The sequence below is a fragment of the Occallatibacter sp. FHG110214_02 genome (assembly GCF_059115385.1).
Genome location: NZ_JBZYWK010000010.1, coordinates 138,658 through 157,221, shown reverse-complemented (window position 1 = coordinate 157,221; position 18,564 = coordinate 138,658). Strand labels below are relative to the sequence as shown.

Annotated in this window: 33 protein-coding genes; 32 read left to right on the top strand and 1 reads right to left on the bottom strand. The window is 58.2% G+C overall.

What is annotated here, in order from left to right; translation table 11 throughout:
* The 32 genes from AC5S3R_RS11460 to rplQ all read left to right on the top strand — a co-directional run.
* On the top strand, positions 1-307 hold a 307-nt coding region (locus tag AC5S3R_RS11460; RefSeq protein ID WP_494267177.1), incomplete at its 5' end, for an EF-Tu C-terminal domain-related protein.
* Positions 308-379: 72 nt separating this feature from the next.
* Positions 380-697: a 30S ribosomal protein S10 gene (rpsJ, locus tag AC5S3R_RS11455; protein WP_493933614.1), complete on the top strand. Its 318-nt coding sequence runs from the start codon at positions 380-382 to the stop codon at positions 695-697.
* A 55-nt stretch (positions 698-752) separates the two neighbouring features.
* A complete protein-coding gene (gene rplC, locus AC5S3R_RS11450) occupies positions 753-1,478 on the top strand; it encodes a 50S ribosomal protein L3 (RefSeq protein WP_494267176.1) in 726 nt (241 codons plus the stop codon).
* Between the two features lie 88 nt (positions 1,479-1,566).
* Positions 1,567-2,241, top strand: coding sequence for a 50S ribosomal protein L4 (rplD, locus tag AC5S3R_RS11445; protein WP_494267175.1), 675 nt, complete (start codon positions 1,567-1,569; stop codon positions 2,239-2,241).
* Positions 2,241-2,534, top strand: coding sequence for a 50S ribosomal protein L23 (locus tag AC5S3R_RS11440; protein WP_494267174.1), 294 nt, complete (start codon positions 2,241-2,243; stop codon positions 2,532-2,534). Before rplD ends, AC5S3R_RS11440 begins: the two co-directional genes overlap by 1 nt.
* A 109-nt stretch (positions 2,535-2,643) precedes the next feature.
* Positions 2,644-3,468 carry a 50S ribosomal protein L2 gene (gene rplB, locus AC5S3R_RS11435; RefSeq protein ID WP_494267173.1) on the top strand — a complete coding sequence of 275 codons (825 nt, stop codon included), beginning with the start codon at positions 2,644-2,646 and terminating at the stop codon, positions 3,466-3,468.
* A 15-nt stretch (positions 3,469-3,483) separates the two neighbouring features.
* Positions 3,484-3,774, top strand: coding sequence for a 30S ribosomal protein S19 (gene rpsS, locus AC5S3R_RS11430; RefSeq protein ID WP_494267172.1), 291 nt, complete (start codon positions 3,484-3,486; stop codon positions 3,772-3,774).
* A gap of 128 nt (positions 3,775-3,902) precedes the next feature.
* The gene (rplV, locus tag AC5S3R_RS11425; RefSeq protein WP_494267171.1) at positions 3,903-4,391 is read left to right on the top strand and encodes a 50S ribosomal protein L22; all 489 of its coding nucleotides are present in this window, start codon (positions 3,903-3,905) and stop codon (positions 4,389-4,391) included.
* A 19-nt stretch (positions 4,392-4,410) separates the two neighbouring features.
* On the top strand, positions 4,411-5,085 hold the full coding sequence (rpsC, locus tag AC5S3R_RS11420) for a 30S ribosomal protein S3 (RefSeq protein ID WP_494267170.1): 675 nt from the start codon (positions 4,411-4,413) through the stop codon (positions 5,083-5,085).
* Positions 5,086-5,222: 137 nt separating this feature from the next.
* A complete protein-coding gene (gene rplP, locus AC5S3R_RS11415; protein WP_494267169.1) occupies positions 5,223-5,669 on the top strand; it encodes a 50S ribosomal protein L16 in 447 nt (148 codons plus the stop codon).
* Positions 5,670-5,736: 67 nt separating this feature from the next.
* Positions 5,737-5,970 (top strand): 50S ribosomal protein L29, encoded by a 234-nt coding sequence (gene rpmC, locus AC5S3R_RS11410; protein WP_494267168.1) that lies wholly within the window; start codon positions 5,737-5,739, stop codon positions 5,968-5,970.
* A complete protein-coding gene (rpsQ, locus tag AC5S3R_RS11405) occupies positions 5,971-6,294 on the top strand; it encodes a 30S ribosomal protein S17 (RefSeq protein WP_494267167.1) in 324 nt (107 codons plus the stop codon).
* Between the two features lie 24 nt (positions 6,295-6,318).
* Entirely contained in the window at positions 6,319-6,690 is a 372-nt protein-coding gene (rplN, locus tag AC5S3R_RS11400; protein WP_494267166.1) for a 50S ribosomal protein L14, read from the top strand.
* Positions 6,691-6,718: 28 nt separating this feature from the next.
* Entirely contained in the window at positions 6,719-6,967 is a 249-nt protein-coding gene (rplX, locus tag AC5S3R_RS11395) for a 50S ribosomal protein L24 (protein ID WP_494267165.1), read from the top strand.
* A 99-nt stretch (positions 6,968-7,066) separates the two neighbouring features.
* Positions 7,067-7,615, top strand: a complete 549-nt coding sequence (rplE, locus tag AC5S3R_RS11390; RefSeq protein WP_494267164.1) for a 50S ribosomal protein L5 — start codon at positions 7,067-7,069, stop codon at positions 7,613-7,615.
* A 19-nt stretch (positions 7,616-7,634) separates the two neighbouring features.
* A complete protein-coding gene (locus AC5S3R_RS11385) occupies positions 7,635-7,820 on the top strand; it encodes a type Z 30S ribosomal protein S14 (RefSeq protein WP_494267163.1) in 186 nt (61 codons plus the stop codon).
* A gap of 145 nt (positions 7,821-7,965) precedes the next feature.
* The gene (gene rpsH, locus AC5S3R_RS11380) at positions 7,966-8,361 is read left to right on the top strand and encodes a 30S ribosomal protein S8 (RefSeq protein ID WP_494267162.1); all 396 of its coding nucleotides are present in this window, start codon (positions 7,966-7,968) and stop codon (positions 8,359-8,361) included.
* 146 nt (positions 8,362-8,507) lie between these two features.
* Positions 8,508-9,047, top strand: coding sequence for a 50S ribosomal protein L6 (rplF, locus tag AC5S3R_RS11375; protein WP_494267161.1), 540 nt, complete (start codon positions 8,508-8,510; stop codon positions 9,045-9,047).
* Between the two features lie 51 nt (positions 9,048-9,098).
* Positions 9,099-9,449: a 50S ribosomal protein L18 gene (gene rplR, locus AC5S3R_RS11370; RefSeq protein ID WP_494267160.1), complete on the top strand. Its 351-nt coding sequence runs from the start codon at positions 9,099-9,101 to the stop codon at positions 9,447-9,449.
* A gap of 24 nt (positions 9,450-9,473) precedes the next feature.
* Positions 9,474-9,980, top strand: coding sequence for a 30S ribosomal protein S5 (rpsE, locus tag AC5S3R_RS11365; RefSeq protein ID WP_494267159.1), 507 nt, complete (start codon positions 9,474-9,476; stop codon positions 9,978-9,980).
* A gap of 3 nt (positions 9,981-9,983) precedes the next feature.
* Positions 9,984-10,172, top strand: a complete 189-nt coding sequence (rpmD, locus tag AC5S3R_RS11360; protein ID WP_494267158.1) for a 50S ribosomal protein L30 — start codon at positions 9,984-9,986, stop codon at positions 10,170-10,172.
* Between the two features lie 155 nt (positions 10,173-10,327).
* On the top strand, positions 10,328-10,801 hold the full coding sequence (gene rplO, locus AC5S3R_RS11355) for a 50S ribosomal protein L15 (protein ID WP_494267157.1): 474 nt from the start codon (positions 10,328-10,330) through the stop codon (positions 10,799-10,801).
* Between the two features lie 197 nt (positions 10,802-10,998).
* On the top strand, positions 10,999-12,384 hold the full coding sequence (gene secY, locus AC5S3R_RS11350; protein ID WP_494267156.1) for a preprotein translocase subunit SecY: 1,386 nt from the start codon (positions 10,999-11,001) through the stop codon (positions 12,382-12,384).
* Entirely contained in the window at positions 12,384-13,103 is a 720-nt protein-coding gene (locus AC5S3R_RS11345) for an adenylate kinase (RefSeq protein ID WP_494267155.1), read from the top strand. Before secY ends, AC5S3R_RS11345 begins: the two co-directional genes overlap by 1 nt.
* Positions 13,104-13,214: 111 nt before the next feature.
* Positions 13,215-13,967, top strand: a complete 753-nt coding sequence (gene map / locus AC5S3R_RS11340; protein ID WP_494267154.1) for a type I methionyl aminopeptidase — start codon at positions 13,215-13,217, stop codon at positions 13,965-13,967.
* 39 nt (positions 13,968-14,006) lie between these two features.
* Entirely contained in the window at positions 14,007-14,225 is a 219-nt protein-coding gene (gene infA, locus AC5S3R_RS11335) for a translation initiation factor IF-1 (RefSeq protein WP_494267153.1), read from the top strand.
* A gap of 54 nt (positions 14,226-14,279) precedes the next feature.
* Complete coding sequence (gene rpmJ, locus AC5S3R_RS11330; protein ID WP_058186099.1) at positions 14,280-14,393, top strand: 50S ribosomal protein L36; 114 nt, start codon at positions 14,280-14,282, stop codon at positions 14,391-14,393.
* Between the two features lie 147 nt (positions 14,394-14,540).
* A complete protein-coding gene (gene rpsM / locus AC5S3R_RS11325) occupies positions 14,541-14,927 on the top strand; it encodes a 30S ribosomal protein S13 (protein ID WP_494267152.1) in 387 nt (128 codons plus the stop codon).
* Positions 14,927-15,337, top strand: coding sequence for a 30S ribosomal protein S11 (rpsK, locus tag AC5S3R_RS11320; protein ID WP_494267151.1), 411 nt, complete (start codon positions 14,927-14,929; stop codon positions 15,335-15,337). Before rpsM ends, rpsK begins: the two co-directional genes overlap by 1 nt.
* 165 nt (positions 15,338-15,502) lie before the next feature.
* Positions 15,503-16,132: a 30S ribosomal protein S4 gene (rpsD, locus tag AC5S3R_RS11315; protein ID WP_494267150.1), complete on the top strand. Its 630-nt coding sequence runs from the start codon at positions 15,503-15,505 to the stop codon at positions 16,130-16,132.
* A gap of 176 nt (positions 16,133-16,308) precedes the next feature.
* Positions 16,309-17,400, top strand: coding sequence for a DNA-directed RNA polymerase subunit alpha (locus AC5S3R_RS11310; RefSeq protein ID WP_494267149.1), 1,092 nt, complete (start codon positions 16,309-16,311; stop codon positions 17,398-17,400).
* Between the two features lie 94 nt (positions 17,401-17,494).
* Positions 17,495-17,965 (top strand): 50S ribosomal protein L17, encoded by a 471-nt coding sequence (gene rplQ, locus AC5S3R_RS11305; protein ID WP_494267148.1) that lies wholly within the window; start codon positions 17,495-17,497, stop codon positions 17,963-17,965.
* A 90-nt stretch (positions 17,966-18,055) separates the two neighbouring features.
* Here the strand turns inward: rplQ and AC5S3R_RS11300 are convergent, their stop codons facing one another.
* On the bottom strand, positions 18,056-18,559 hold the full coding sequence (locus AC5S3R_RS11300) for a VanZ family protein (protein ID WP_494267147.1): 504 nt from the start codon (positions 18,557-18,559) through the stop codon (positions 18,056-18,058).
* Positions 18,560-18,564: the final 5 nt, after the last annotated feature.

Genomic DNA, 18,564 nt, shown 5'->3' with positions numbered 1-18,564 from the left:
GGCGAAGACCGGATCGATCACGCCTCACACGAACTTCAAGGGCGAAGTTTACGTGTTGTCGAAGGAAGAAGGCGGCCGTCACACTCCGTTCTTCAAGGGCTATCGTCCGCAGTTCTACTTCCGCACGACGGACGTGACGGGCGTGGCGGAGCTTCCGGAAGGCACGGAGATGGTGATGCCTGGCGACAACGTGCAGCTGGTTGTTGAGCTGATTACGCCTGTGGCCATGGAAAAGGGCCTGCGCTTCGCGATTCGCGAAGGCGGACGCACCGTCGGCGCTGGCACCATCAGCGAGATCATTAAGTAAGTGGAATCAGGGGCCTGAGTTGAAGCATCAGGAATAAGATGCCTCTCCTCGGGCTCCTCAGAAAGAAGAGCCATGGTAGGACAGAGAATTCGCATCCGGTTGAAGGCATACGACTATCGCGTGCTCGACACCTCGACCGGCGAGATTGTGGAGACGGCCAAGCGCACCGGAGCACAGGTGGCGGGTCCGATTCCCTTGCCGACGATCAAGAACAAGTACTGCGTGCTGCGTTCGCCGCACGTGGATAAAAAGTCTCGCGAGGCTTTCGAGATCCGTACGCACAAGCGTCTGATCGACATTCTTGAGCCGACGCAGCAGACGGTGGACGCGCTGATGAAGCTTGATCTGCCTGCTGGTGTGGACGTCGAGATTAAGGCTTTCGAGAAGTAGTTTCATTAACCCGGCAGTGCGTGGTGATGAGCCTCGCATGATGAGGAGAGGAAAAATGGCAGTTACAGGAATTCTTGGAAAAAAGATCGGCATGACGCAGGTCTTCGACGAAAAGGGCGAAGTTCACCCGATCACGGTGCTTCAGGCCGGTCCCTGTGTTGTTACGCAGTTGAAGACCCTGGCCAAGGACGGCTACGAGGCCGCGCAGATTGGTCTTGTCGAGTTCGTGAAGGCAAGCAAGCTGACCAAGCCCGAAGCGGGTCACCTGAAGAAGTCGGATGCGCCCCCAGTAAAGTTTGTAAAGGAAATCGACCTTGAGCTTGGCGAAGACGGCCAGGAGAACACCAAGGCTGGCGACCGCGTTCTCGTAGACATCTTCTCGGATGCGAAGTTTGTCGATGTGATCGGCACCTCGAAGGGCCGCGGTTTCGCGGGCGTTGTGAAGCGTCACAACTTCGGCGGTGGTCCTGCTGCTCACGGACACATGTTCCAGGTGCAGGGTTCGATTGGCGCCTCGAGCTTCCCGTCGCGTGTTTTCCCTGGTCAGCGTATGCCTGGCCACTTCGGCACCGACCAGGTGACGGTCCGCAATCTTCGGATTCGTGGCATCGACTTGGACGAGAACCTGCTGATGGTGGAAGGCGCGGTTCCGGGCCCGAAGGATGGTTACGTGATGATCTCGAAGGCCAAGGCTCCGCCGCGTGAGCGTCGTGGATTTGGCGGCTCGGGCACGGTTGATCCGCTGAAGGCTTCGAAGAAGGCTTCGCCGAAGAAGAAGTAGTTCTTGCGGCTTGAAAAATATGCGCTCGGTATGAGTGCGACAAGATGACGAGCTGACAAGCAAGAAGAGTCAGCGGAAGAAGAAGACGATGGCAAACGTGGATGTAGTTAATCTGAATGGGCAAAAGGTGGGCTCGGTGGAGCTGGCCGACGCTATCTTTGGCGCCGACCAGGTGAACGAGGCTCTGCTCTGGGAGGCGGTCAAGCACTACCGTGCTTCGCTGCGTCAGGGTACGCACGCCACCAAGAACCGCAAGCTGGTTGCCGGTTCGGGCAAGAAGCTTTGGAAGCAGAAGGGCACGGGCCGTGCGCGTATCGGCTCGGTGCGTTCGCCCCTGTGGCGTCATGGCGGCACGGTTCACGGACCTCAGCCCCGCTCGTACGACTATGCTTTCCCCCGCAAGAAGCTCATGGGCGCACTGCGCTCGGCTCTCGCGGCCAAGCTGGCCGACGGCAAGCTGACGATTGTGGACTCGCTCGAGATCAAGGAAGCGAAGACCAAGCTTTATCGCAAGGCGCTGGATACCTTGGGTGTGAAGCGTACGGCTCTGCTTGTCGACAACGGCAAGACGCTGACGACGGCTGTGGTGCTTGGCGCACGCAACCTCGAGGGCGTGGAACTGGTGCTGAACAACGAGGTTCATCCTTATGACCTGCTGCGTTATGATCGCGCGATCTTCTCGAAGGAAGCGATTGAGCAGTTGGCCGAGGTGCTGACCAAAACCGTGTCGAAGCGCAAGCTGGCACAGACGGAGGCTGCGTAATGCCTACGATTTATACCGTAATTCGCCGCCCCCTCATTACAGAGAAGGGCCTAGGCATGAAGGAAACCGAAGGGACGCTGGTGTTCGACGTGGCTCCCGAGGCGACCAAGACCGAAGTGAAGCAGGCCGTTGAGGCTCTTTTCAAGGTCAAGGTTGCCGCGGTTCGCACTTCGAACGTGGTCGGCAAGGAACGCCGCCGCGGCCGTTTTGCGGGATTCCGCCCTGACTGGAAGAAGGCATATGTCCGGCTGAAGGCCGGCGAAAAGATGCCTGAGTACGTGAGCAACCTGTAACAAGGGGCTCGCGACTTGAGAAGGATTATCGGAGCGCGGATTGGATAGCGCTCCGGAGAAACGGGGAGAGTGGCGTTGAAGTTTGCGCCGATTCTCCAGGACAAAGACGATGGCTATCAAGACATATAGACCGATAACGCCGACGCTGCGCTTCAAGAGCACGCAGGTGAACGATGATCTCACGACATCGACGCCGCACAAGCCGCTGCTCACCACGCGTAAGCGTACCGGCGGACGCCGCAACTCGGGCGATCTGACCATCCGTCACCATGGCGGTGGTCACAAGCAGAAGATTCGTCTGATCGACTTCAAGCGCGACAAGACCGGCGTTCCGGGCAAGATTGCGACGATTGAGTATGATCCGAACCGCTCGTCCCGCATCGCGCTGGTGCACTATGCAGACGGCGAGAAGCGCTACATCCTGCAGCCGGTTGGCCTGAAGGTTGGTGCGACGGTGACCTCTGGTCCCGAAGCCGACATTCTCGTTGGCAACGCTCTGCCGCTGCGCTTCATCCCGGCTGGTACCACGGTGCACGCAATTGAGCTTCGCCCCGGCAAGGGCGCGCAAATGGCGCGTTCGGCTGGCGCGCAGGCGCAGTTGGTTGCCAAGGAAGGCGACTACGCACTGCTCAAGCTGCCTTCCGGTGAAACCCGCAAGGTGCTGGTGGATTGCTACGCAACCATCGGCCAGGTGGGCAACACCGACCACGAGAACGTTTCAATCGGCAAGGCCGGCCGTAACCGCTGGAAGGGCATTCGCCCGACCAACCGCGGTGTGACCATGAACCCGGTTGACCACCCACATGGCGGTGGTGAAGGCAAGACCTCGGGCGGACGTCATCCTGTGACGCCGTGGGGCCAGCCGACTCGCGGATACAAGACGCGCAACAACAAGCGGACCGACGTGTTTATCGTCAACCGCCGGACGAAGTAAGGAGCGAGGAGAAAAATGGCACGTTCAACTAAGAAGGGTCCGTTTATTGACTCGCACCTGATGGTAAAGGTGGAAGCGCTCAACGCGGCGAATGACAAGAAGGTTGTGAAGACCTGGTCGCGTCGTTCGACCATCTTCCCTGAGTTCGTAGGGCACACTATTGCCGTGCATAACGGCAAGAAGTTTGTTCCGGTTTACGTAACCGAGAACATGGTAGGCCACAAGCTGGGCGAGTTTGCTGCAACGCGTACGTTCAAAGGCCACACGGCAGGCAAGCAGGCCGAGGCCGGCGCGAAGGCAAGGTAACAGGGCAGCTTCTAGCTCCTAGCCTCTAGCTTTTTAGCTTGATGCGTGGAAATAGACAGCTTGCCAGAACTAGATTGGCTAGCAGCTAGAAGCTAGCAGCTAGAAGCTGATTTTCGAGGAAGAAGACGATGGCAGTCGAGACAAAAGAATATCGGGCAGAGGCCAAGTTTCAGCGCGTGTCGCCGCAAAAGGCGCGCCTGGTGCTCGATCTGATCAGGGGCCGGGGAGTGCAGGAGGCGCTGGAGACAGCGGCCTTCACGAAGAAGCGTATCGCTCCGGTGATCCACAAGCTGTTGGTTTCGGCAGTGGATAACGCCAAGTACGTGGCGGGCGAGCAGGGATTGGACCTGGATGTGGATAACCTCTACGTCAAGCAGGCACTGGCGAACGACGGACCGCGCATGAAGCGCATCCGCCCTGCGCCCATGGGCCGTGCATACCGTTACCAGCGCCGTCTGGCACACATCATTGTGTCGGTCGCGGAGCGCAGCGGTGGTGCAACGCTCGTGACAAAGGTGGAAGAGCCCGAAGTAGCGGCGAAGCCTGCGAAGAAGGATCCGGCAAAGAAGGCTCCCGCGAAGAAGACCGCAACCAAGAAAGCCGCCACCAAGGCGTAAAGGGATTGAGGGAGTAATTATGGGACAGAAAGTCCATCCTTACGGATTCCGGCTGGGAGTAAACAAGCCGTGGCGTTCGCGCTGGTACTCAGAGCGCGACTATGACAAGCTCCTTGTCGAAGATGTCAAGCTGAAGGCCGAGCTTCGCGAGAAGCTGAAGGCCGCCGGTGTCAGCTCGGTCGAGATCGAGCGTCCGGGCAACAAGCTGCGTTTTCTCATCCGCACGGCTCGTCCGGGCATCGTGATTGGCCGTAAGGGCGCCGAGATCGAAAAGCTCAAGGCTGAGCTTGGCAAGCGCACCAACCGTGACGTGTTCATCGACATCATCGAGGTAAACAAGCCCGAGCTTGACGCTCAGCTCGTCTCGGAGAATATCGCTCTCCAGCTCGAGAAGCGCGTCAGCTTCCGCCGCGCTATGCGTAAGAGCGTGGATTCGGCGCTGCGCTTCGGCTGCAAGGGCATCAAGGTTCGCGTTTCGGGCCGTTTGAACGGTAACGAAATCGCTCGTTCTGAGTGGTATCTGCAGGGCCGTCTTCCGCTGCACACGCTTCGCGCGGATATCGATTACGGCTTCACCGAAGCGAACACGACCTATGGCGTGATCGGTGTGAAGACGTGGATCTATCGCGGCGACATCTATGAGCAGAAGCGCCGTACGGCGCAGGTTCCGGTAACGGGCACGTCGGTGTTCTAATCGCAGCTTCCCGTCTTCAGTACCTGGCCGGATTTGGTTCCGGCGGGGAGCGGGACGGGAAACAAGCTGCAGGGTAAGCAATTCAAGCTAAGCGCTGGTAGCTCCAAAGCTAGTAGCAGCTTTTGAGGAAATTCGCTATGTTGATGCCAAAGAAGGTAAAATATCGTAAGCAGCAAAAGGGCAAGCGTCGCGGTAAGGCGTGGCGCGGTTCGCAGCTTGCATTCGGTGAGTACGGCCTGAAGGTTCTTGAGGCGGGCTACATTACGGACCGCCAGATTGAAGCCAGCCGTATCGCCATGACACGCTTCATTAAGCGCGGTGGCAAGATCTGGCTCCGTCTGTTTCCGGATAAGCCGATTACCAAGAAGCCGGCCGAAGTCCGAATGGGGTCGGGCAAGGGCGCGCTGGACCACTGGGTAGCCGTGGTTCGTCCGGGCAAGATTCTCTTCGAGATGGAAGGTGTCGCTCCGGAGATTGCGCAGGAAGCCATGCGCTTGGCAGCAAACAAGCTGCCGCTGAAGACGAAGTTTGTGCAGCGCCCTGGCGTCATCAAGGCTGCGGCAGAGAAGGAAACGGCTGCCTAAGCAGCGTTTGAAGATTGAGCGGTAGTAAGTTCTGCTTGCAGAAGACTGCGCCGCTGGAGAAGAAGAGATGGAACTCGATAAGATTCGCAACTTGAGCGATGAAGAACTGGCAAGCCAGGAGAAGACCTCGGCGGAGCAGCTTTTCCGCCTACGTTTTCAGGCGTCGCTGGGCCAGAACGACGGAGTGAAGAAGCTCCGCGAACTGCGCAAGGACATTGCTCGCATCAAGACCGTGGCGCGTGAGCGTCAACTCGGCTTCGCGCCTAAGGCGGCTACGAAGGCTGGAAAGGGAGCACGCTAAATGGCGAACGAAGAAGCAGTGCAGACGCCGGCGGCTAGCTCGCGGCGCAATGAGAAGGTCGGCAACGTGGTCTCGACCAAAATGCAGAAGACCATCGTTGTTGAAGTGGAAATGCGCAAGGCGCACCCCAAGTACAAGCGCATTGTGAAGAGCTCGAAGAAGTTTTATGCGCATGACGAGCAGAACTCGGCGCGCGTGGGCGATGTGGTTCGCATTCGCGAAACCCGTCCGACGAGCAAGCTGAAGCGCTGGGCACTCGAAGAGATCGTCCGCCGCTCGTCGCTTGGCCAGATTGAAGACGCCGCGAAGCCGGCTGCGGTTTAACGCGCGAGGAAAGGGAGAAGAACCATGGCAGTGCAAATGAGAACCATGCTCGCGGTGGCCGACAACTCCGGCGCGCGCAAGCTGCAGGTCATCAATCCGATTGGCGGCAGCCTTGGCCGCACGGCGTCGCTCGGCGACATCGTGACCGCCGCGGTGAAGGAAGCTTCGCCGGATGGCACGGTAAAGAAGGGCAAGGTCGTCAAGGCCGTGATCGTCCGTACGCGCAAGGAATACCGCCGTAAGGACGGCACCTACATTCGCTTCGATGAGAACGCGGCTGTGGTGATTGACGATTCGCATGAGCCGGTGGGAACCCGTGTTTTCGGTCCCGTTGCTCGTGAGCTCCGTGAAAAGAAGTTTTTGAAGATCGTTTCGCTGGCTCCGGAAGTTGTTTAGTTTTCGAGTCTGCTGAAGAGAGAAGAAGATGGCCAAGGTTAAGATTCATCGCAACGATACGGTCAAGGTGATTACGGGCAGCGACCGCGGCAAGACCGGGCGCGTTCTGCGCGTCTTCCCTGACAAGGGCAAGGTGCTGGTTGAGCACGTGCGCATCATCAAGAAGACGATTTCGTCGAAGACCGGCCAGCGTACGCAGGGCGGCATCGCCGAGCAGGAGTCGCCGATCGACGTCTCCAACGTGGTGCTCGTCGAGCGCGGGAAAGCTGGTAAGTAAGCAACAGTTCTCAGCCACGCGCTGAGAAAATTGAACACCTGCCGTAACGGTATACGGTCGAAAGGCCACTCCGACAACCGGCAGAAAGAGAGCAAAGAAATGGCAGCAAGGCTGAAAGAGAAGTACAACAAGGAACTCAAGCAGGCTCTTCAGAAGGAGCTTGGTCTTGAGAATCCGAACGCAGTGCCGAAGATTGAGAAGATTGTTCTCAATATGGGTCTGGGTGAAGCGACGCAGAACAGCAAGCTTCTCGACCCGCTCGTGGGCGACCTCGCGGCGATCAGCGGCCAGAAGCCGGTAACCACCAAGGCCAAGAAGTCCATAGCGGCCTTCAAGGTTCGTGAAGGCATGCCGATTGGCGCGATGGTGACACTGCGCAACGATAAGGCGTACGAGTTTCTGGACCGCCTGATTGCCACGGCTCTGCCTCGTGTTCGCGACTTTCGCGGCGTTTCAACCAAGAGCTTTGACGGACGCGGCAACTACACGCTCGGCCTGCGCGACCAGCTTATCTTCCCGGAGATTGATTACTCCAAGGTTGAGAAGCTCAAGGGCCTGAACATCACCATTGTGACCACGGCCCAGGACGACAACTCTGCGCGCGCGCTGCTGAAGGCTTTCGGCATGCCGTTCCGTCAGGGTGCCTAAGAGGAGTTAAGAGGATTTTATGGCAACCACTGCAAAACGAGTGAAGGACGCGCGGAAGCCGAAGTTTAGCTCCCGCAAGCACAACCGGTGCAAGCTCTGTGGACGTCCGCGAGCCTATCTGCGCAAGTTCGGCGTTTGCCGTCTGTGCTTCCGTGCACTGGCGCTGAAGGGCGAAATCCCCGGCGTTGTGAAGTCAAGCTGGTAAGTAAAGTAGCTTTAGCCTTAGCTCTTAGCTCGATATGTGGACCGATGCGCTCGCAACGAGTAGCAGGCTAAAAGCTAGAAGCTGGTTTTAACCATTTCCGCTGGTTTCCGGCAGAGCCGGACGAACGGGAAATGAAGGAGAAGGAATGAGTCTGACAGACCCTGTAGCAGATTTTCTGGCGCGCATCCGCAATGCGATCCGTGCACGCCACCAGAAGCTGGATGTTCCAGCCTCCAAGCTGAAGACCGAGATTGCCCGCATCCTCAAAGAAGAGGGCTACATTTCGAACTACAAGACCCAGGAAGAAGATGGCAAGCAGGTTCTTCGCGTGTACCTCAAGTACGGCGGAACCGAGTCGGCCATCCGTGACCTCGCTCGCATTTCGCGTCCCGGCTGCCGTGTGTACATTGGCCGCGATGAGATCAAGCGCGTGCAGGGCGGACTGGGCATCTCGATCATGACCACCCCCAAGGGTGTCATGACCGGCCGCCAGGCTCGCCGCGAAGGTGTAGGCGGCGAAGTGCTCTGCGAAGTTTGGTAAAGCCAGGGAGCAGGGCACCGCGTATCGAGGACAGTTCAGGCATCATAAAGCTACTGTACCCCGTACCCTGTACCCTAACCCCTGTTTCCGGCTGCAGTGGAACGATGGCGACATCGGGACTCGCAAGCCACTTAAGGATTGAAGCAATGTCTCGTATTGGAAAGAAGACGATTGCGCTCGCCGCTGGTGTCAAGTACACCGTGGATGGCAACACGGTTCTCGTGGAAGGCCCCAAGGGCAAGGTTACGGCGATGGTTGCCGAAGGTATCACGCTCGAGACCAAGGATGGTCAGCTCCTCGTCAACCGTCAGGATGACAAGTACGCTGCTGTTCACGGCCTCACCCGCGCTCTGGTCTTCAACGCAGTCGAAGGCGTGACTAAGGGCTGGACGAAGGAACTCGATATCGTCGGCATCGGTTACCGCGCCGAAATGAAGGGCAAGAACACGGTTGTGTTCACGCTGGGCTACTCGCACGTGATTGAGTTCCCGCTGCCCACCGGCATCGAAGTCACCATCGACCCGAAGCAGACGCACCTGACCGTGACGGGCATTGACCGTCAGAAGGTTGGCCAGGTTGCCGCCGACATGCGCTCACTGCGTAAACCGGACCCCTACAAGAACAAGGGCGTTCGCTACTCGAATGAGAAGCTGAAGAAGAAGGCCGGCAAGACGGGCTCCAAGTAAGAAATAACCCGAACGGGGTCGCAGGGCGGCCCCGCTGATAGGAAGTGACACATGATCACACAGACCAAGAGAAATGAAATTCGCAAGCGCATCCACTCGCGCATTCGCCGCAAGCTCAGCGGCACCACCGAGCGCCCACGCCTCAACGTTTACCGCTCGCTCAACCACATCTACGCACAGGTGATTGACGACGCGACCGGCGTAACGCTTGTCTCTGCTTCGACCATCAAGTCGAAGACCGGCGGCAACGTAACCGCTGCCAAGGAAGTGGGCACGGAAGTTGCGAAGAAGGCAGTAGAGAAGGGCATCAAGAAGGTGGTCTTCGACCGCGGTGGCTATCTCTATCATGGGCGCATCAAGGCGCTTGCCGATGCTGCTCGCGAAGCCGGACTTGAGTTCTAACGGATTTTTGAAGGAATCGACACGATGACGACGAAGAAGAAACTCGATGCCAACCAGTACAACCTGAAGGATCAGGTGGTGGCCATCAACCGCGTGACCAAGGTGGTCAAGGGCGGCAAGAACATGTCCTTTGCCGCGCTGGTCGTGGTGGGCGACGCCGCTTCGGGCGTGGTCGGCTACGGCTCCGGCAAAGCCAAGGAAGTGCCGCAGGCAATCCGCAAGGGTATTGAATCGGCGAAGAAGAATCTGGTCCGCATTAACCTGACCGAGACCACGATTCCTCACCAGGTTCTGGGCCGTTTTGGTTCGGGACAGGTGCTGCTCAAGCCGGCTCCGGAAGGTACCGGCGTGATCGCCGGCGGCGCGGTTCGCGCTGTCATGACCTCTGCCGGTGTGCAGAACGTTCTGACCAAGAGCCTCGGCACCGCCAACCCGCACAACGTAATCAAGGCTACCTTTGACGCCCTGGTTCAGCTGCGCGACAAGGCTGAAGTCGCCACCACGCGCGGCAAGGCCGTAGAGGAGCTATAAACAATGGCTGAGACCAAGAAGATTCGCATTCAGTACTACCGCTCGGCCATTGCTACCCCGGTGAAGCACAAGCTGGTAGTGAAGGGCCTAGGCTTCACACGCCTCAACCAGATCGTCGAGCGTGAAGACTCCGACTCGATTCGCGGAATGGTCAAGAAGGTTCCGCATCTGGTTCGTATTTTGGAAAGCTAGCTGTTAGCTCCTAGCTTTTAGCTACTAGCTGTTCCGTAGGGAATCGATAGTGTCGGTTCCAGCAGGATGAGCTAAAAGCTAACGGCTAAGAGCTAAAAGCTTAATTAACGCGAGTCGTCCGAACCAACTTCGGACGGCGGTATAGCGAGGAAAACATGGCAACTCGTAATCTTTCAAATCTGCGCGCCCCCAAGAAGGCAAACACTGGGCGCAAGCGTGTCGGCCGCGGTATGGGCTCCGGCATGGGTAAAACTTCAACCCGCGGCCACAAGGGCCAGGGTTCGCGTTCGGGCTCCAGCCTGATGCGCGGCTTTGAAGGCGGCCAGATGCCGCTGCATCGCCGCCTCCCCAAGCGCGGCTTTACCAACATCTTCCGCACCGAGTACACGGTTGTGAACCTTGACCGCATTGCGGAGCTGGGCGTTTCGGAAATCGCGATCGACGACTATAAGAAGCTCGGCCTCGCATCCAGCAAGAAGGCTCTCATTAAGATTCTTGGCTCGGGCGAGCTGACCTCGGCGGTCAACATCACCGCGCACAAGTTCTCCAAGTCGGCTGTTGAGAAGATCGAAAAGGCTGGCGGCAAGGCAGTCGTGCTCGGCGGCGAACCGGAAGCGGCAAAGGCCTAAGCAGGAAACAGGGTACGGGGTGCAGGGTACAGTATGTGGTTACATGCCAGACTGTACCCTGCATCCCGTACCCTGCACCCCGTTTGAATGCGCGGCAATCCCCGGTCAGCGCTGCGAAGACAGCCCCGAGCGAGACGATCTAATATAGACGCACACGGACATTTCGGCGCCTGCGGGCGCGAAGGATATTCCTAAACATGCTTGAGAAGTTCCTGAACATCTTCCGGGTTCCCGATCTACGTAAGCGCGTGCTGTTTACGCTCGGAATTCTGGCCGTTTACCGTCTTGGCGCATTCATTCCCACTCCCGGCATCAACACTGACCTGCTCGAAAAGCTGTTCGCAGCGCAGAGCGGTTCGGCGCTGGGCCTCATGGATCTCTTCGGTGGTGGCAACCTGCGCCGCATGACGATCTTCGCGCTCGGCATTATGCCGTACATCACCGCGTCGATCATCTTCCAGCTTCTGACCGTGGTTTACGAGCCGCTCGCCCGCATTCAGAAGGAAGGCGAACTAGGCCGCCGCAAGATTACGCAGTGGACGCGCTACGTAACAGTTGTTCTCGGTGCACTGCAGTCCATCGGCATTGCAACCATTCTCACCAAGCAGGGACTCGTCCTTCACCCTGGCATCGGCTTCAGCCTCATGACCGTATTGACGCTCACCACCGGCACAGCTTTCATCATGTGGCTCGGCGAGCAGATTACAGACCGCGGCATCGGCAATGGCATGAGCTTGCTCATCTTCGCCGGTATCGTTGCAGGTCTTCCGCACGGCGTCGTTGATCTGGTCCAGAAGATTCAGTCGAACGCCTGGGGCGCCTTCACGCTCTTCGGCATCCTGATCGTCATCGTGCTGATGATTGCTGTCGTCGCATTCATCGTCTATGTCGAGCGTAGCGAACGCCGCATTCCGATTCAGAGTGCGCGCCGCATCGTTGGCCGCCGCATGATGGGCGGAGCCTCCAGCCATCTGCCTCTCAAGGTCAACTCCGGCGGCGTCATGCCCGTCATCTTCGCCAGCTCCATCCTCTCGGCTCCGCTGCTCTTCAGCCAGATCGAGTGGGTGCAGAACAACAAGCTGCTCCAGCCCATCGTCCGCGCACTCACGCCCGGCGAGCCTTGGTATGAGTTGCTGTACATGCTCGGCATCATCTTCTTCGCGTACTTCTACGTGTCCATCGTGATGAAGCCAGATGACATCGCGGATAACTTCCGCAAGTCGGGTTCGTTCATCCCCGGCATCCGCCCCGGCAAGCGCACCTCGGATTTCATCAACGACATCCTGACCCGCATCACGCTGGTCGGCGCGCTCTACCTCATCATCATCTCGCTGGTTTCTACCTTCATGATCTCCGGCATCCATCTCAACCACCTGCCGCTGATTGGCCGTGTGTTTGATGCGCTACCGGCATGGATGACCAACGGCCTCGGTTTCAGCTTCGCCTTCGGCGGCACCTCGTTGCTGATCGTGGTGGGCGTAGCCATGGATACGGTCAACCAGATTGAGTCGCAGTTGATTATGCGGCACTATGACGGCTTCTCGCCTCGTTCAGGCCGCATTCGTGGAAGGAAAACCTGGTAATGTCCTCCTCTGTTGCGGAAATCATCTCTGGCCGGGAATCGGGAAACTCCACGATTCCCGGCCCTATCCTTTTGCTCGGCGCGCCAGGCGTGGGCAAGGGCACGCAGGCCAAGGAGCTGGTCAAGCTCTGGAGCATCCCGCAGATCTCCACCGGCGACCTGCTACGGTTCCATAAGGACAATGGCACCTCTCTCGGCCTGATTGCCAAGGACCTGATGGCGCGCGGAGAACTGGTCCCGGATAACCTCGTGAATGAGATGGTCGCGGATCGTCTGGCGCAGCCCGACACGAGCCGTGGTTATATTCTGGATGGCTTTCCCCGCACGTTGAATCAAGTCGATTGGCTCGACAGCCGGCTGGCATCCCAGCAGAGTGGCCTCCCCGTGGTTGCCGTCAGCATCAAAGTGGACTATAATCAGTTACTGCGCCGAATTACGGGGCGCAGGAACTGTCCTGTCTGCCAGACCATCTACAACATCTACGCTAAGCCCCCGAAAGTAGAAGGCTTATGCGATGTAGAAGGCGCTGCGCTGGTCCAGCGAGCCGATGACACGGAAGAGGTCTTTGCGGAGCGCATGAAAGCGTACTCCGCATTAACCGCGCCTGTCGTCGAGCACTACCGGACCCAGGGACGTTTCGCGGAAGTGGATGGAGACCAGCCCATTGAGGTGGTTTCCGCCGGAATTATTGCCGCCGTCGAGCGGTTGCGGGAAAGCTAGCGCAACCGGCGGTGGATTCTGCGTGTAAACGCGTAAGCGTGGTTCTGAGCACGAAGCCGGTTCAACCGGCATCAAGCTAAGAGCTAAAAATTAGGAGCTAGTAGCTGCCTTATGGCTGTTGTTCTGAAGTCGTCGAAAGAGATCGAGAAGATGCGCCGCGCGGGCAGTGTAACTCGGCAGGTGCTGGAGCGCGTGCGCATGGTGGTCAAGCCCGGCGCCACGACAGCCGATCTCGACCGCGCAGCAGAAGAGGCACTGAAGGAATTTGGCGCAAAGGCTGCCTTCAAGGGCTACCACGGCTATCCCGCAGTGCTCTGTACCTCGGTGAACAGCGAAGTGGTGCACGGCATTCCTTCCTCGAAGCGGGTTTTGAAGGAAGGCGACATTGTTTCGCTCGACTTCGGTGCGATTGTGGACAGCTATTACGGCGACTCGGCAATTACGGTTGCGGTGGGCGACAAGATTGATCCCCAGACCGAGCGTTTGCTAAAGGTCACAGAAGAGTCCCTGCACAAGGCAATTGCCGTCGTAAAGCCCGGCGCAACTCTGGGCGATATCGGCGCGGCCGTGCAGCAGGTGGTCGAAGCCGAAGGATTCTCCGTGGTTCGTGATTTCGTCGGCCACGGGATTGGAACATCGATGCACGAAGACCCGCAGGTGCCGAATTACGGCAGCGCGGGCAAGGGCATGAAGTTGAAGGCCGGCATGGTCTTTGCCATCGAACCGATGGTGAATGTCGGCAAACCGGCAGTCCGCGTTCTCAAGGATGGCTGGACGGCGGTTACGGATGATGGAAGCATGAGTGCTCATTTTGAGCACACGGTGGCGGTAACCGACACCGGGGCAACAATTCTGACAGCGTAGCAGTAACGCGCATGTCCAAAAAGTAAAGGTGCGGAGCGCTTGTCGAAAGAAGACGCGATTGAGGTAATGGCAACGGTCGTTGAAACGTTGCCCAACGCCATGTTTAAGGTCAAGCTCGAGAATGAGCATGAAGTTCTGGCTCACGTCTCGGGCAGGATGCGCAAAAACTTTATCCGCATTCTTCCGGGTGACCGCGTAGCGGTGGAACTGAGCCCGTACGATCTGAATCGCGGACGAATTGTGTACCGCTACAAGTAAGTTTTACAACCCCGCGTGGTCACCACGATGCGCGGAGAAAAGGGCAGCAAACGAATGAAAGTCCGTGCATCAGTAAAGAAGATTTGCGTGAAGTGCAAGGTCATCAACCGCAAGGGTGTGGTTCGTGTGATCTGCGAAAACGCAAAGCACAAGCAGCGCCAGGGCTAATCAAGCCTGGTATTGCGGAACCTTCATCATGAGGCGAGTTAGCTTGAGTCAAGGCTTGCGAGGAACCTCGAAGGGCATCCGATTAACCCGTGCGAACCGGCGCTAGGCCGGAGGCACATAACCTGAAGCAGTAAGAAGGATTCTCGAATGGCACGTATTGCTGGCGTCGATCTGCCCCGCAACAAGCAGGCCCGGATCGCGCTGACCTACATCTACGGCATCGGTGATCCCCGTGCCGCTCGCATTCTGGAGAAGGCCAACATCGATGGCTTTAAGAAGATCCAGGATCTGGGCGAAGACGAGGTCAACCGCATCCGCCAGGTGATTGAGGACGAAGGTGGTGTCGAGGGCGATCTCCGCAAGGACACCCAGATGCACATCAAGCGCCTCATCGACATCCAGAGCTTCCGTGGCAGCCGTCATCGTCGCGGCCTGCCTGTTCGCGGACAGCGCACCCACACCAATGCCCGCACGCGTAAGGGCCCTCGTAAGGGTACCGTGGCTGGCAAGAAGAAAGCGACGGCGAAGACCTAATGGCGAAGGAACAAAAGGGCAAGGCTGGCAAGAACAAGAAGTTCAAGAAACGGGAGCGGAAGAATGTGCCGTACGGCATTGCGCACATTCAGGCCTCGTTCAACAACACCATCGTGACCATTACGGACCAGATGGGCAACACGCTGAGCTGGAAGACGGCTGGCTCTCTGGGCTTCAAGGGTTCGCGCAAGGGAACCCCGTTTGCAGCACAGCAGGCGGCTTCCAACGCTGCTGGCATCGCCCGCGACCACGGCCTTCGTGCCGTCGATGTTCGCGTGGCTGGTCCCGGCTCGGGCCGCGAGTCGGCAATCCGTGCTCTGGCTGCCGCAGGTATCGAAGTGAAGTCCATTCGCGACGTCACCCCGGTGCCGCACAACGGTTGCCGTCCGCCGAAGCGCCGCCGCGTGTAAGAAACAGGAACTAGGGACGTAGAGACTAGGGACTAGAAAGCACAACGCAGTATCGTGCTAGTCCCGATGTCCCTAGTCCATAAGTCCCTCAAAGAAAATTCGGGCCGGGATGAAGTGCTCATCCGGACACGTAAACCGGCCGTCACCTGAGATTTAGGAGAAGAAATGGCTCGTTATACCGGAGCAGTATGCCGCCTTTGCCGTCGTGAAGGCACCAAGCTTTTTTTGAAGGGCACCAAGTGCACCTCGGACCGTTGCCCGCTTGAAAAGCGCAACTTCGCCCCTGGCCAGCATGGCAAGGACCGCAAGACCAAGGTTGTAGGTTACGGCCTCCAGCTTCGCGAAAAGCAGAAGGCAAAGCGCATCTACTTCACGCTTGAAGGCCAGTTCCGCGCTTACTACGAAAAGGCCAGTCGCGCCACCGGCGTTACCGGCGATCTGCTCGTGCAGCAGCTTGAGCGCCGCCTCGACAACGTTGCCTTCCGCCTCGGCTATGCGATTTCGCGGCGCCAGGCCCGCCAGGTTGTCCGCCACGGTCACGTCCTCGTCAACGGCAAAAAGGTCAACATTCCTTCCTACCAGGTGAACGTGGGCGACACCATTTCCATCCGCGAAGGCGCCAAGAAGCACGTCATCATCGAGCAGGGGGTGCAGTACGCCGCACAGAACCTGGTTCCGGCGTGGCTTGAAGCTGATTTTGCGAACCTCTCGGGCCGCATTCTGTCGTTGCCTGAGCGCAAGGACGTGAGCCTGCCCGTCAACGAGCAGCTCATCGTCGAACTTTACAGCAAGTAAAAAAGAGGGACATAGGGACAGGGACATAGGAACTAGGAAGTACAGCTTGATTCAGCGGTTTTTCTAGTCCTTAGCCTCTACGTCCCTAGTCCCTGAATTCCAACTGAAGGAGAACTTGCGCGGCCGCCGCAGAATGCTTCGCGACGTACCTGCCGCGCGGGAAACGAGAGACACATATGCTTTGGAGAGGATTTCAAAAACCCAAGCGCCTCGCAGTTGATGCCGAGACGCTCACTGACACCTACGGTAAGTTCAGCGCTCAGCCTTTTGAGCGTGGCTTCGGCACCACCATTGGCAACGCGCTTCGCCGCACGCTGCTCAGCTCGATTGAAGGCGCGGCTGTTACCGCCATTCGCATCGAGGGTGTGCTGCACGAGTTCCAGTCGATCACGGGCGTTGTAGAAGACGCGACCGACATCATCCTGAACCTCAAGCAGGTTCCCTTCAAGCTGGCGGGCGATGGCCCGAAGGCGCTCTACCTGCGCGCTGACCAGCCCGGCGTCGTAACCTCCGGCATGATTGAAGCCGACGGCGACGTTGAAATTCTCGACAAGAATGTGTATCTCGCGACAGTCTCCGAGGGCGGCAAGCTCGAAATGGAGATGCGCCTGAAGCGTGGCCGTGGCTATGTCTCCGCCGACAAGAACTTTGACGCGGACCTCGGCCTCGGATTCATCCCGGTGGACTCGGTTCACTCGCCCGTACGCCGCGTGAACTACGTGGTCGATGCTGCCCGTCTCGGGCAGATCACCGACTACGACAAGTTGACGCTCGAAGTGTGGACCAACGGTGCCGTGCTTCCCGCCGACGCAGTGGGCCTTGCAGCCAAGCTGCTCAAGGACCACATGAACATTTTCATCAACTTCGAGGAAGAAATTGAGGCTGGTCAGGAAGGCGTGGAAAGCCCCATCCGCCTGACGAACGACAACCTCAACCGCTCCGTCGAAGAGCTGGAGCTTTCGGTCCGCAGCTACAACTGCCTCAAGAACGCCAACATCCAAACCATTGGCGAACTTGTACAGAAGACCGAAGCCGAAATGCTGAAGACCAAGAACTTTGGCCGCAAGAGCCTGAACGAGATCAAGGAAATTCTCGCGCAGATGGGCCTCTCGCTCGGCATGAAGATCGACGAGCGCGGCAACGCGGTTCCGGGGCCGACCAGCATTCCGCCAGCGGCGGCACTGGCAGCCAGCTATGGCCGCTATGACGACGAAGACGAGCCACTGGATTCGGTTGACCTCCAGTTGCCCACCGAAGAGAACTTCTAAGCTTCGGTTGTAACAGATTTTTCAGGGTGCCCCGCATCAAGTTTTCGAGATGCGGGGAAACTCCCAAGCAGATTATCGGAAAGAGAGTTTCACCATGCGCCATCGCAATGCAGGATTCAAGCTCGGACGCAACACCAGCCACCGCCGCGCGCTGCTGCGGAATCTGGTCACGTCCGTGATCGTGGAAGACCGCGTGGAGACGACCGTGGCCAAGGCCAAGGCTGTTCGCCCGCACATCGAAAAGATGATTACCCTCGGCAAGAAGGGTGATCTGCACTCGCGCCGCCAGGCGCTTAGCTTCCTGATGACCGACACGGCCGTTACCCGCCTCTTTGAGACGGTGGCTCCGCGCTACGGCGACCGCCAGGGCGGTTACCTGCGCATCGTCCGCACCGGCTTCCAGAAGGGCGACGGTGCCGAGAAGGCATTCATCGAACTGCTGGGTGCTGAGAAGCAGTTGGACGAGAAGCGTCAGAAGCGCGCCGAAGTGAAGGCCAAGAAGCGTGCCGAGCTGGAAGCAGCTCTGGAAGAAGCTAAGAAGGAAGGCGGCGAAGAGGCTGCTTAATCGCAGCGTTATTTGCACCGCAATTTAGAGCCTGCCGCAATGCGGCAGGCTCTTTGCGTTTATGCAGGAATAGAACCTGATATATGGTTTTTAGGCAGCGCGTTGCAACTGCCCAGGCTGAAAAATACGCAGGAAGACGTAGACGCAGCACTGCAGGATGAGTGATCCAGTGCAATCCAGCATTACGTCACGAATAGACGAAGTGCGGTTCGGCAGGAAGCTTTGATGGAGCTCGTCGGAGCCGGCGATGAGGAAGGTGAACAGGAGAGCCAGCTTTACATCCGTGGAAAAGCGTAGGTTTGGCAGACTGCGCCAGAAGGCGCGCAGCCATGTAATCCCAATCAGTCCATAACCGAAGAAATGGCCAGACTTACGTATGTAGAGATGGATGACATCCCAGCGCTGGCTGCTTACCTTGCCGAAGATTGTCTCATAGAGAACACGCAGAGGGTGGTTGGTGTTGTCCGAGCCCATCGCCCTGGTTGACTCCACGCAAATGATTACGATGCCAGCCGCGACGGGAAGCCAAGTCCAGAGCCAATACCTGAGAGTTCTGTTTGAGTGCGTGCGCTCCGTGTCCGTCGGTGCGGACACGGGCG